The organism is Flavobacterium olei (genome assembly GCF_039749035.1).
Classification (GTDB): domain Bacteria; phylum Bacteroidota; class Bacteroidia; order Flavobacteriales; family Flavobacteriaceae; genus Flavobacterium; species Flavobacterium olei.
In genome coordinates this window covers 132,270-145,039 of sequence record NZ_JBDKWC010000005.1, presented here as the reverse complement: position 1 = coordinate 145,039, position 12,770 = coordinate 132,270, and the positions used below count along the sequence as shown (strand labels likewise).

The 12,770-nt window shown below is 36.2% G+C and carries 8 protein-coding genes; 1 reads left to right on the top strand and 7 read right to left on the bottom strand.

The annotated features are described in order from the left end of the window. Nucleotides 1-8: 8 nt before the first annotated feature. The 4 genes from ABEB31_RS14545 to ABEB31_RS14530 form a co-directional block, all read right to left on the bottom strand. Nucleotides 9-947, bottom strand: coding sequence for an alpha/beta hydrolase fold domain-containing protein (locus ABEB31_RS14545; RefSeq protein ID WP_347052361.1), 939 nt, complete (start codon nucleotides 945-947; stop codon nucleotides 9-11). 97 nt (nucleotides 948-1,044) lie between these two features. After that, nucleotides 1,045-2,718, bottom strand: a complete 1,674-nt coding sequence (locus tag ABEB31_RS14540; protein WP_347052360.1) for a RagB/SusD family nutrient uptake outer membrane protein — start codon at nucleotides 2,716-2,718, stop codon at nucleotides 1,045-1,047. 12 nt (nucleotides 2,719-2,730) lie between these two features. Next, nucleotides 2,731-5,862 (bottom strand): SusC/RagA family TonB-linked outer membrane protein, encoded by a 3,132-nt coding sequence (locus ABEB31_RS14535; RefSeq protein ID WP_347052359.1) that lies wholly within the window; start codon nucleotides 5,860-5,862, stop codon nucleotides 2,731-2,733. A 29-nt stretch (nucleotides 5,863-5,891) separates the two neighbouring features. Continuing rightward, complete coding sequence (locus tag ABEB31_RS14530; protein ID WP_347052358.1) at nucleotides 5,892-7,331, bottom strand: glycoside hydrolase family 28 protein; 1,440 nt, start codon at nucleotides 7,329-7,331, stop codon at nucleotides 5,892-5,894. A 287-nt stretch (nucleotides 7,332-7,618) separates the two neighbouring features. On the opposite strand from ABEB31_RS14530, the gene ABEB31_RS14525 reads away from it, so the two are divergent. Continuing rightward, on the top strand, nucleotides 7,619-8,647 hold the full coding sequence (locus tag ABEB31_RS14525) for a LacI family DNA-binding transcriptional regulator (protein ID WP_347052357.1): 1,029 nt from the start codon (nucleotides 7,619-7,621) through the stop codon (nucleotides 8,645-8,647). Nucleotides 8,648-8,778: 131 nt separating this feature from the next. Here ABEB31_RS14525 and ABEB31_RS14520 read toward each other — a convergent pair whose 3' ends face one another. From ABEB31_RS14520 to ABEB31_RS14510, 3 genes are all read right to left on the bottom strand, one after another. Continuing rightward, complete coding sequence (locus ABEB31_RS14520; protein WP_347052356.1) at nucleotides 8,779-10,401, bottom strand: UxaA family hydrolase; 1,623 nt, start codon at nucleotides 10,399-10,401, stop codon at nucleotides 8,779-8,781. Between the two features lie 36 nt (nucleotides 10,402-10,437). Further along, a complete protein-coding gene (locus tag ABEB31_RS14515; protein WP_347052355.1) occupies nucleotides 10,438-11,883 on the bottom strand; it encodes a tagaturonate reductase in 1,446 nt (481 codons plus the stop codon). Between the two features lie 216 nt (nucleotides 11,884-12,099). Continuing rightward, a complete protein-coding gene (locus ABEB31_RS14510) occupies nucleotides 12,100-12,768 on the bottom strand; it encodes a bifunctional 4-hydroxy-2-oxoglutarate aldolase/2-dehydro-3-deoxy-phosphogluconate aldolase (RefSeq protein ID WP_347052354.1) in 669 nt (222 codons plus the stop codon). Between the last annotated feature and the right edge of the window lie 2 nt (nucleotides 12,769-12,770).

The window sequence follows — 12,770 nt, the reverse complement described above, 5'->3', positions numbered from 1 at the left end:
TGGTATGCTTATTTAAAAATTTTATCTAAAAATTGTGTGGTATACGAAATAGTCTGACCGAACCAGGGTTCGAAAAACCAAAAAGAATGCGGAGAATCTTCTATCGTTTTAACTTCGTTATAAATTTTGTTTTTGTTCAAAATTGCAATCATATCCTCTCTTCCAGCGTGAAATCTTGGTATGCTGCTGCAGATAAAAAGCGTTGGCGGAGTATGTTTATTGGTATGAGTTAATGCTGAAGCGGTCTTCCACACTTCGGGTTTTTCATCTGATTTTCCTCCCAGCCAAAATGCTGCCATATCTCCTTCTGAAGATTCCGGATGTTTAAAGGCTAAAACGCCGTCTATATCAACAATAGCATGCACTTCTGAAGAAGATTTACTTTTAAAATTCTGATCTTCAAATATCGGATTATCATTTGTTGTACCAATCAAAGCTGCCATTTGCCCGCCCGAAGAACAGCCTAAAACCGCAATTTTGTCTGGATCTACATGAAATTTTCCTGCATTGTCTTTTATAAATTTAATTGCATTTTTAACGTCTATAACTCCCGTTGGATATTTTGCTTCTAATGATAATCTGTATTCTATTGAAAAACAGGAATAGCCCTTTGCTGCTATCTCTTTGGCCAGAAACTGCATCTGGTTTTTATTTCCTGAACGCCATCCGCCTCCGTGGATCATGATAACTGCCGGATTTCGTTTTTTACTTTTATTGATGAATGCATCAAAATGTAAAATCCGATCTTGATCTTTATTATAAACCAAATCAAATTGTTCCTGAACCTTTTCATTTACTTTGATTTCAGGAATGGTAATAAAAGGATATTTTTTAATCAATTTTGCGTAAGTACTTTTTACGGTATACGAAGTATCCGTCTGGTACTGCTGACTATGGGCCGCAATACAATTAAAAAGTACTATTAAAATTAATCCAATTTTTCGCATTTACTTTTAACTTTTTAGTTAAGAAAGGAGTTCGACAAAATCAAACTCCTTTTTAACTACTTCAAAAAACAATAGTTCTCAAAAAACTAACAAATTACTAATAACCAGGATTTTGAGGAAAATCTTTATTTTGGTTTAAATCCAAAACGGTTTGAGGTATTGGTCTTAAGATTTTAAGTTTTCCATCAACACCCACAAAATTCGCTTCTTTTATTTTATAGTTATGAGCAGAGGCTCTTGCCACTAGTGTTCCGGTACGTTTTAAGTCAAACCATCTTTTATATTCTCCTAATAATTCTCTTGCTCTTTCATCTAGAATATAATCGATATTAAACTGAGCTGCAGTTGCGTTTGCGACACCTGCTCTTCTTCTTACTTCGTTTAAACGGTCTAAACCAGTTCCCGGATTCCCAGCTTTTAAATATGCTTCTGCCGCAACTAAATACGTTTCTCCAAGTCTTGATAAAATAATATCTCTTGTACTTACCGGACCTGTGCTTGAAGGCGTTGTCGGATCCGGATCATCAAATTTCTTAACCGGAATAGTGTACGCATCTAAGTTTTTTATTAAAGTATGTTCGGCAGAATATTCTCCCCACGGATGATACACAAAAGTAGCAGCTAATCTGGAAGCGTTTGCTGTCATCCACGCTGTCTTGTCTGCCGGCGTAAACCATTTTGGCTCATAAAAATGTCTCACTTTTAAAGATGCCGGGTTTGTGCTTCTGTAATACGGATAGTACAAAACTGTTTTTGTTACCCCATTTGTAGTTTCCGGTCCTTCCAGAATTTCAGTCATAAAAGTAGCATCCCATCTTTTATCGCCTTTTTCAAATAGACTTAAAGCAAATCCTGTCGGACACAAATTATAACTTCTTAGAGGTGCTCCTGTTTCTGCTCCTCCTAAATAAGAACTAAAATAGTAAAACTGGTTATTACCCAATTTTGTAGGGTCTGTACTGGTAGAAGCTTTATCGTACTGAACTGAGAAAATAGTTTCTGCATTTAAATCATTTCCTGGTTTAAAAAGTTGATCAGCAGCGATATTTAAAGGCTGTCCCGCAATTGCGGCATCTGCATAAGCTGCTGCTTTTGTAAAATCATCCGGAGCGGCAAACGTTTCGTAACCTCTTGTTAAATAAACTTTTGCCAGTAAATCATTTACAGCTCTTTTGTTAACTCTTCCTGTTGTGGCATAAGCTCCGGTTCCTACCGAGGCAAGAGAAGCTTCAAGATCTGTGATGATTTGTTTGTAAACATCTTCAGCAGTATCTCTCTTAAAAGACAATACTGGTGTTGTAATATTATCCAGAACAATTGGAACTCCTCCATAAGTCTGTACTAACAAAAAATAAGCATTCGCTCTCAGGTAACGCGCTTCGCCCACTAATGCATTTAAATTTGGGGTTTGTTCTGTAATTGTTGAATAATATACTGTTTTATTGACCGCCTGAATCTGCTGATAACAAGAGTTATACAAATCTGCCACATTATCTGAGGACGGAATTAAAAGCGTGTACTGACTCAATCCTGCCGGCTCTGGAGTTCTTCCTTCTGCATATAAATCAGTTCCCGATTCAAACAACCATGGATTTCCTCCATAAATTCCTTTTAACCAGGCGTAATTTGAATTTACCAGTAACTGAAATCCAGATGCGGTTTTATAAGTTTCATCTGCAGGAACAAATGATTTACTTTCTTCTTCAATATAATCATTGCAGCTACTTACAGAAACAGCAATTATTCCTAACATTATTATTATTTTTTTCATCTGATATCTTTATTAAAATTTAACACTTAACCCTAATTGCGTTGTAACAGCTGCCGGACGGTTTACACCAAAAGGCGAAGCTGCCCACTCCGGATCATATCCGTCAAATTTTGTAAACACAAATGGATCTAAAACATTTACATAAATTCTGAAATTGCTGATTTTTAATTTCTTCAATAAATCAGAATTTAATGTGTAACCTAAAGATATATTTTTGATTTTTACATAAGAGGCATCTCTGTAATAACCAAATAAAGAGGTCCAGTAAGCACCGGCTCCAGTTGCAACTGGTCCTGGTCTTGGATTTTCATTGTTTGCATTGGCTTCGATTCCCGCTCCGTTTGTCGGAATAAAATAATCCATTGCTATTTTTTGTCTTCCTCTGTCACTTACATCAGCAAAATTTTGGTGGAATGTACTCAAAACCGTCTGTCCCTGACTTGTAATTACCGAGAAGTTAAAATCGAACTGACCTACATTTAACTTGGAGTAAAAACTTCCCTGCCATTCCGGATTCGGATTTCCGATTACCGTTCTGTCATCCTGATTGAATTTACCGTCGCCATTTAAGTCTTTTGGTCTCGCCTGTCCGGGAGCCATTCCGTACGACGCAGCTGCTGCAGCTTCACTTTCCTGCCAAACTCCGTCATATATGTAATTGTAGTTAGGATTTAAAGGCGCTCCTAAAATTAGTTTGTTTCCAATATCACTAACCTGATCCTGATTGTAGATAGACTCTAATTTATTTACGTTTTTAGTAAAAGTAAAAGTAGTTTCCCAACTTACATTTTTAGATCTGATATTTTTAGTTGTCAATAAAACTTCAATTCCTTTGTTGCTTACAGATCCTACGTTTGCAAACGTATTTTTCCATCCGGATTCTGCCGGTAATTGTTGTTTGTAAATCAAATCATCAGACAATCTGTCGTAAACGTCTACCGTACCTGTAATTCTGTTTTTTAAGAAACCAAAATCAATACCTAAATTATACTCTCTGGTTTTTTCCCAGGTTAAATTTGGATTTGCAAGATTTTCAGACTGCCATCCCGAAACTACATTTGGACCCGCAGCATAAAAAGTCTGTTGGTTTAGTAATGCCTGAGAAGTATAAGGTGCTACGTTATCATTACCGGTGTAACCGATACTGGCACGTAATTTCAAATCAGAAATCACTGAACTATTTTCTAAAAATGATTCTTTGCTTAATTTCCATCCTAAAGCCAAAGATGGGAAACTTTGCCATTTATTGCCGTCAGATAAAACAGACGAACCATCCCATCTGCTAGATGCTGTCACTAAGTATTTGTCTTTAAATGCATAGTTTAAACGAACAGCATACGAATTTAAAGTGTTTTTTGCATAAGAAGATTTTACCACATAACTGGTCTGAACTCCCGAACCCATATTATCCGTACCTACATTAAAAGGCTGATTGTTAGAATACAACGAAGAGAACTCATCCACATTAGAATACAAACTCTGAAGTAACAATACACTAAAATCGTGCACCTCGTTAAAAGTATGTTTAATATCAATTTGATTGTCCCAGGTATAATTGAAGTTGTTGAAATTTTCCAGTGTTGCAGAATTTTTCCCATTCAATGTTACACCTGCATTTGTTTGTGCGGTATATGCTCTTGAATTTTGTGTATCCATAATTCCTGCTGCAAATGTCGTTTTAAACGAAAGCCATTTTAAGGGCTGATACTGGAAATATGCATTTCCGACGGTCTGCCATGTTTTTTCGGTTTGAGAAGAATTCGCAATTTCCATTAAAGGATTAACCGCGGATGTTTTATTAATTGCCCATGAACCATCAGGATAGGTTAGTTTTCCCGGAAGAAAAAATAACGTTCCCACTTTCTCATTTCCGGCGGCATCTACAGCCCACGGAGACATTAACGGACTAAGTCTGAAAGCATCCTGCATGGCCAGATCACTTCCTAACTGGTTGTCCAGTCTTGCAATGGTAACATTGACACCAGTAGAAAATTTATCGTTTATTTTATGATTTAATCCCAGTTTAAAAGAATATTTATCTGTCGCATCATTTTCAAGTAAACCACGGTCACTCTGAATTCCGAAGCCTAAATTATAACTTAAACCATTGTCAGAACGTCCTGAAATATTCAGGTAATTATTCTCTGTCATTCCTGATTGCAGTACCGCATCATACCAGTCGAAGTTGTAACCACTGTTGGCGCGTGAAACCAATAGCGGACTCTGATTTCCTGCTAAAGTCGCCAATTGTGCCGGAGTTTGCGTTGCAGGTGTGGCACTCATATAAGCTACCTGATGAAATTTCCACCATTGTTCCCCGGTCATCATCTTTGGTAATCTGGCTGCAGATTTATTTCCGTATGATGTATCAAAGGTTACACTGATTCCTGCTTTTGCGCTTGTACCGCTTTTTGTTGTTACAATGATAACCCCGTTTGAACCTCTTGAACCGTAGATTGCAGCAGAAGAGGCATCTTTTAAAACATCCATTCTTGCAATATCCTGTGGATTTAAGAAATCAATTCCGTCCATAGGCACACCGTCTACTACGTATAAAGGAGAAGAACCAACCTGACTCGGATTACTAGAATCTGCAATCAGAGAGTTATTTCCTCTGATAACCACTTTAAAACCATCACCGGCACGTCCTGATGAAGAGGAGATCTGCACCCCCGGAGTACTTCCCTGAATAGCTTCTAATGGGTTTATTGTATTTCTTTCTGTAATTGTTGCGGCGCTAATCGTACTAACCGAACCTGTAAGATCGGTTTTTTTAACAGACCCATATCCTACAACCACAACCTCTGTCAAAGCATTTGATTGTTCTGCAAGACTTACATTGATTTTAGATTTTCCCGCGACACTAATTTCCTGTGTCTGAAATCCCAGATACGTAATAACCAAAATCGCTTTTGAATTGCTTACGTTAATTTTAAAACTTCCTTCAAAATCTGTCGAAGTTCCGTTTTTAGTTCCCTTTTCATTGATATTTACTCCCGGCAGCGATAATCCTGCTGCGTCTGTAATTTTCCCTTCAATTGTTGTTGACTGCGCATTTGTAGTGTTGCACAGCAGTAAATTCAGGAAAAATAAAAATACAAGACTGCATCTTTTTTTTCTCTTTGATAATTGTTTAATACTCATAATGTGGTTTAATGTTTGGTTAATAGTGTTTAGTTTTTAACAGATTCTACTCTTTTCTCATTGATATAGGTGTTTATAAAGTTTATGTTTTTTACGTTTTTTAATAAATAGACAGAATCTACCTTATCTATTTTTACATCTTTAAGTGTAATATTTTCGACAGGCGATTCTTTGTATCCTTCTGCCCAAACGCTGTATTTACCACCGTTTTTAACAGTTATATTTTCTAAGCTTACATTACGGATGGTCGGAATAAAATTTCCAGTCTGAGAACCGTACACATTATAAAACATGTTTAATTTTAAAACACATTCTTTTACCGTTCCCACTTCCAGGTTTCGAACATAAATATCTTCGATAATTCCTCCTCTTCTCGAATTGGTTTTGATTCTGATGGCGCGGTCCAGATTCGGACTGTCCATGACGCAATTTTCTACGAAAACATGGTTTACTCCTGCAGAAATTTCGCTGCCGATGACAACACCGCCATGTCCGTCAATCATTTTGCAGTTTTGCACGATTATATTTTTTGACGGAATTGCTACTCTTCTTCCGTCGCCATCACGTCCTGCTTTTATTGCAATGCAATCATCCCCTGTATTAAAAGTGCAGTTTTTAATAATAATGTTTTGAGAATATTCAGGATCACATCCATCATTATTGGGGCCGTGGCTGTTGACCGTTACACCGTCAATAATCATGTTTTTGGTTTTAATCGGATGCAAAATCCAGAAAGGAGAATTGATTATGGTAACCTCTTTTATTAAAGCGGTATTACAATCAAAAAATTCAATAAAATTAGGTCTCAGGTAACGCCCTTCACCAAAAACCCTTTCTGCAACCGGCACACCTTTTTCTGCCATTTCGACCAAAACTTCCCGATTTGAAGGATCATTTTGAGACGGGGTTCCTTTTTTCCAGCCATACGTTTTAGATCCGGCCCAGGCCCACCAATTGGTACTGTCTGCCTGTCCGTTTAGAGTTCCTTTTCCTGTAATGGCAATATTGGTTTTGTTCTTCGCATAAATTAGCGGTGAATAGTTCATTACTTCTGTTCCTTCCCAGGAAGTATGAACAATAGGATAATCGTTTGGATTTATACTAAAAAGAATCTCAGCATTATCTTCTAAATGCAGATTTACATTACTTTCTAAGTGAATTGCCCCGGTTAAATATTTTCCGTTTGGTACTAAAACCTGCCCTCCACCATTTGAAGCGCATTCTTTTATTGCCTTTTCAAAAGCCTGAGTGTTTAACGTTTTACCATCTGCAACAGCACCAAACTGATTTATATTATATATTTTGTTTTTAAAATTGGTATGTGGAATGCTGTTGACAACCAAATCCATTTTTTTCCACGGATCATTATCTGCAGCAGAAAAACTTTTTTTTGCGCACGCTCCGGCTAAAACGCCAAATGCCGTTAAAAATATAATCCATTTAAATGTAAAGTTCTTATTTGGAATCATAACGCAGTATTTCTTATTTACATCAAAAACATCACAATAATTATGTAATCGATTACACGAAAGTAGAAAAATACTTCTTACTCACCAAATTTATTTAGAAAAAAAATGTATATTTAATTTTTATTGCAAAAAATAATTACATTTAATGCAAAAAAACATATAATTTATTATCATTGTATAGCTGAAAACGTTTGCGTTTTTCTCTAGGGTAATCGATAACAATTTATGTAGCATAATAAAAAATAATGTATTTTTGTCTAAAAATAATCTCAAAAACTTTTTTTTGAATGAGCGAAAAAGTAACTATTTATGATATTGCTGAAAAATTAAATATCACCGCTGCAACTGTTTCCAGAGCGTTAAACAACAATCCGAAAATAAAAGAAGCAACGCGTGAGCTGGTTATTAAAACCGCAGCAGCCATGAATTATAAGCAAAATAAATTGGCGCTGGCTTTAAAGAGCGGTCGAAGTAACAATATTGGAGTTATTGTTCCGCGTATTGACAGCAATTTTTTCGCCTCTGTCATCAGAGGAATTGAAGAAGAACTTTATCCTCACGGCTATCAGGTTATTATTTGCCAGACGCACGAAAGCATTAAAAGAGAAAATGAAAATCTTCATACACTTATAGACGCTCAGGTAGACGGCATTATGATGTCGGTTACCGGCGTTTCCAATGATAATGACAGCGCTTTCAGAAATGTTTTAGAAAAAAATGTACCCTTAATATTTTTTGACAGAAGTAAACATATAGACGGTGTAAGTTCTGTAACCATTAATGACTTTAAAGGCGGTTATCTGGCGACCAAGCATTTAATCGATGAAGGCTGCAGCCATATTGCCCACCTTTCAGGAGATCAGTCTTTAGACATATTTAAAAATAGGTTTTTAGGATACAAACAGGCTTTACTGGACAACGGACTTACTTTTAATGAGGAATTTGTTATTCATGTAAAAAGTAGTGTAGATGCCGGCAAAGAGGCAGTTAACACTTTACTGCAGTTAAAAACCCCGCCTGATGCCATTTTTTCATCAAGTGATTTTGCTGCCTTGGGTGCTATTCAGGAACTGCAAAGCAGAAATATCAGTATTCCAAATGAATTTTGCGTTGCCGGTTTCAGTAACGAACCGTTTACAAAATTTATGGAACTTTCTATTACATCTGTCGATCAGTCACCTTTGGAAATGGGAAAAATGTCTGCACGTGTTTTCTTAGAACAAGTGGATAAAACCGATACAATCAAAATCGAAAAAAAGGTAGTGTTAGCTCCGGAATTGCATATTCGTAAATCTTCTACCAGAACTGCTAATTAAACCATATAAGTGATATAAGTTCATTTAAATAATTTTTAGCTGCAATTAAAAAGCCCTATAACCAATTTGTGATTATAGGGCTTAATTTATTAAGCTAAAATGGACTTATATAACTTATATGGTTTAAAAACTTACAAAGAAACTCCTCTTTTCCAAGGAATAAAGTCATTTTGATTTAAAATTGCTGCTTTGGTTTTTACAGTACCGCTAGCAATATTAATAATAGCCTCCAGCATTTCATCAGACATTTCTTCGATAGATTTTTCTCCTTTAATAATGCCTCCAGTGTCAATATCGATAATATCAGACATTTTTGCAGCTAACTCTGAGTTAGAAGATATTTTTACTACCGGCGCAATTGGATTTCCTGTAGGAGTTCCTAAACCGGTTGTAAACAATACCATATTAGCTCCTGAACCTACCATTGCAGTTGTACATTCAACATCATTTCCTGGTGTGCATAACAATGTTAATCCTGGTTCGTTAATATACTCTCCATAATCGTAAACGCCCGCAATTGGAGATGTTCCACCTTTTTTAGCTGCTCCTGCAGATTTCATAGCATCGGTAATCAGACCGTCTTTGATGTTTCCCGGCGACGGATTCATATCAAATCCTGAACCTGCATCTACCACCGTTTTTTCGTACCATTTCATTAAATCCAGAAAACGTTTTCCATCTTCATCATCAACACAACGGTTTACTAATTCCTGCTCTACACCACATAATTCAGGAAACTCAGAAAGAATTGTCGTTCCTCCTAATGCGGCCAATTTGTCAGACAATACTCCTAAAGTCGGATTAGCAGAAATTCCGGAGAATCCGTCAGATCCTCCACATTCTAAACCAATTCTTAATTTAGATAAAGGCGCTGGTTCTCTCTTAATTTCGTTTGCTTTTTTAATCGCCTCAAAAGTATCTTTAACCACACTGCTCAACATTGTTTCTATAGTTCCGATAGATTGCTGATCGTAAATTAAAACCGGTTTTTTACTGTGCGGATTAATAGCATCTAAAGCATCTTTGAAAATCTGAATCTGTAGATTTTGACATCCTAAACTCAATACTGTAGCTCCGGCAACATTCGGATTGTTTACATAACCAGCTAAAAGTTTAGCCAGACTATGAGAATCCTGACGTATTCCGCCACAGCCACCCTGATGCGTAATGAATTTTACTTCAATATTATTAAACAAGTTCGCATCGTTTGAAGCTTCCTGATTTCCTGCACCACCGGTTTCTGATTTCACTAAAGAACGCAACAATAACTGATAATCGTTTTCTTTAGGTTTCATTAATTCTTTCTCAAAAATATCTTTTAAGATCTCGATATTTCTGTTTTCACAAAATACCAACGGAAAAAACAACCATACATTTTCTGTTCCTACCTGCCCGTCTTCTCTGTGATAGCCCTGCCACGTTCTGTCTTTCCATTTGTCAACATTTGGAGCAGACCAGCCAATAGTTTCTGTTTTACCAGTTACCTTGTCACTTTCGTGTTTTACGTTTTCAGTAGAAAGCAATCCTCCTCTTTCGATTCTTGCACTTGCTTTTCCAACCAAAACACCGTACATAATGATTCTGTCCCCCACATTAAAAGGAACCATTGCAATCTTATGTTTCATTTTTACATCAGACTCAACGGCAATTGATTCTCCTTCAAAATCAATAACTTCGCCTGCAGTAAGATTCACCAAAGCTACCGCAACATTGTCGGTAGGATGAACTTTTATTAGTTTTTTTTGCGTTGCCATAATTAACCTTTGTTCTTTGTTCTTTTTCCTGTGTTTTTATTTTATTCTTTCCTGAAATTTAGCAAAACCTGCTTCAACACCGTTTGCATCAATTTCTTCCAATGCTATTGTAATTGCTTTTGTCAATCCCGGAACTTCGGTTAAATCTTCGTCCCAGAAACCTTTATTTTGCAATGTTAAACGAGCAATTTTTTCGTAATCATCCGATTTCCAAAGTCCGCTAAAGAACGTTGTAATATCTTCACCATCTTTAACCGGCAATTCCTGTCCGTTCCATGTTCCTTTGTAGAAACGAATTAAACTCGCGAATGAAAAAGTCAAATTTGCAGGTAATTTTTTGTTAGTGTTATAATATCCCAATAAACTAGGCAAAACTCTTACTTTGAATTTCGAGATAGAATTCAATGCAATATCAGCAAGTGCATGTTTAATAAATGGATTTTTAAATCGGTCCATTACTTCCTCAGAATAGGCCGTAATTTCATTTTTGTCCATATCCAGCGTTTCACTAATTTCACTAATAACGCTATTTACAAATTTTCCGGTAAAATCTCCGTTAACAGTTTCCATCACTAATTTGTTACCATGCAAAAGTGAAAAAGGAACCATTGCTGTGTGCGCACCGTTTAAAATACGGACTTTAATCATTTTAAAAGGACGTATATCATCAACGATTTTTACATTCAGATCCGTTTTATGAAAAGGTAATTTTGCTTTTAAAGCATCTCCGCCTTCAATAGCCCAAAGAAAAAATGGTTCAGCAGCGACAATTAAATTGTCTTCATAATCTAATTTATTATTGTATTCTTCAATTTCAGCTCTTGGATATCCAGGAACAATTCTGTCCACCAAAGTACTGTGATAGGTACAAGCATCTGATACCCATGTTTTAAATGCATCTTCTAACTTCCATGTATCACAATACTGCAGAATATATTTTTTCAGTGTCTCTGAGTTATAATCAATCAATTCACAAGGAATGATTGTTACTCCTTTAGACGCATCACCATTAAAATGTTTAAATCTTTCGTATAATAAAACAGTCAGCTTTGCAGGAAATGACACGGGTGGCTGCATGTCGGGAGTATCACTCTCAATGAATTCAATTCCAGCTTCTGTAGTATTAGAAACAATAAACTGAAGCTCTTCTTCTTTGGCCAAAGCCAAATAACTTGCAAATTCAGTGTAAGGGTTTACCGTTTTTACAATATTAGAAATTAACTCAATATCCTGTATTTTTTCCCCTTTTTTAATTCCGTTCATAAACAAAGTATACAAACCGTCCTGATCATTAATCATGTTCACCATACCATCTTTCAAAGGCTGAACTATTGCAATACCGGCATTAAAATCTACTTCCTTATTTAGTTTGTGAAAAGCGTAATCTACAAAAGCTCTTAAAAAGTTACCTTCTCCAAACTGAACCACCTTAATAGGCTGTAACTTTTCTAATCCTGTATTTATTCTATTTAATTTTTTCATTTACAATTTCTTTAAAGCGTTATTAAATAATCACTTAAAACCTTATTTTTTAATTTCAACCTCTTAAATTGTAAAAGAAACATTACACCTGTTTAGTAAAACAAACCTGCTGTGAGGAATGGCGGGTAAATTTTGCAAGCGTAATGCTCAATTACAATCTCTAAAAATCTAAAAAAAACTTATAAAACAAGGAGTTGGCGTGATTACTCCTTCATTTTATTTTCTAATGTCTTTTATAATATCTAAGACCTGACGAACTTTTGCTGTTAAACCGTCGAAGTCTTTTTTGTCTAATATTTCTTTTGAAATTAATTGCGAACCCAAACCAACACAAGTCGCGCCGGCATTGAGCCAGGAACTTAAACTTTCTACCGTTGAATAAACACCTCCTGTAGGCATAATATTCGTCCACGGGCATGGGCCTTTTATTGCTTTAATAAATTCCGGTCCGTAAATATCTGCGGGAAACAATTTTACAATTTCGCAGCCTAATTCTTCTGCTCTTGCAATTTCTGTCAGAGTCCCGCAGCCTGGCGACCACAATACTTTTCTTCGGTTACAGGCAATTGCGATATCTTCCCTAAAAACCGGAGTTACAATAAAATTGGCGCCCAAACTCATGTACAATGAAGCCGAAGCCGCATCTGTAACAGAACCAACGCCCAAAATCATTCCAGGAAGTTCTGCTAAAGCATATTTATTTAAAGCACCGAAGACCTCATGCGCAAAATCGCCTCTGCTTGTAAATTCCATTAATCTGGAACCTCCGTCGTAACAGGCTTTTAAAACTTTTTTACTTAATTCGATATCCGAATGAAAAAACAACGGAACCATACCGTTTTCCTTCATTTGGGCCGCGACTTCTAATCTTGAAAATTTTGCCATTT

Coding starts and splice junctions, on each gene's coding strand:
- ABEB31_RS14545 (WP_347052361.1), bottom strand. CDS start 947: ATGCGAAAAATTGGATTAATTTTAATAGTACTTTTTAATTGTATTGCG.
- ABEB31_RS14535 (WP_347052359.1), bottom strand. CDS start 5,862: ATGAGTATTAAACAATTATCAAAGAGAAAAAAAAGATGCAGTCTTGTA.
- ABEB31_RS14510 (WP_347052354.1), bottom strand. CDS start 12,768: ATGGCAAAATTTTCAAGATTAGAAGTCGCGGCCCAAATGAAGGAAAAC.
- ABEB31_RS14520 (WP_347052356.1), bottom strand. CDS start 10,401: ATGGCAACGCAAAAAAAACTAATAAAAGTTCATCCTACCGACAATGTT.
- ABEB31_RS14525 (WP_347052357.1), top strand. CDS start 7,619: ATGAGCGAAAAAGTAACTATTTATGATATTGCTGAAAAATTAAATATC.
- ABEB31_RS14540 (WP_347052360.1), bottom strand. CDS start 2,718: ATGAAAAAAATAATAATAATGTTAGGAATAATTGCTGTTTCTGTAAGT.
- ABEB31_RS14530 (WP_347052358.1), bottom strand. CDS start 7,331: ATGATTCCAAATAAGAACTTTACATTTAAATGGATTATATTTTTAACG.
- ABEB31_RS14515 (WP_347052355.1), bottom strand. CDS start 11,883: ATGAAAAAATTAAATAGAATAAATACAGGATTAGAAAAGTTACAGCCT.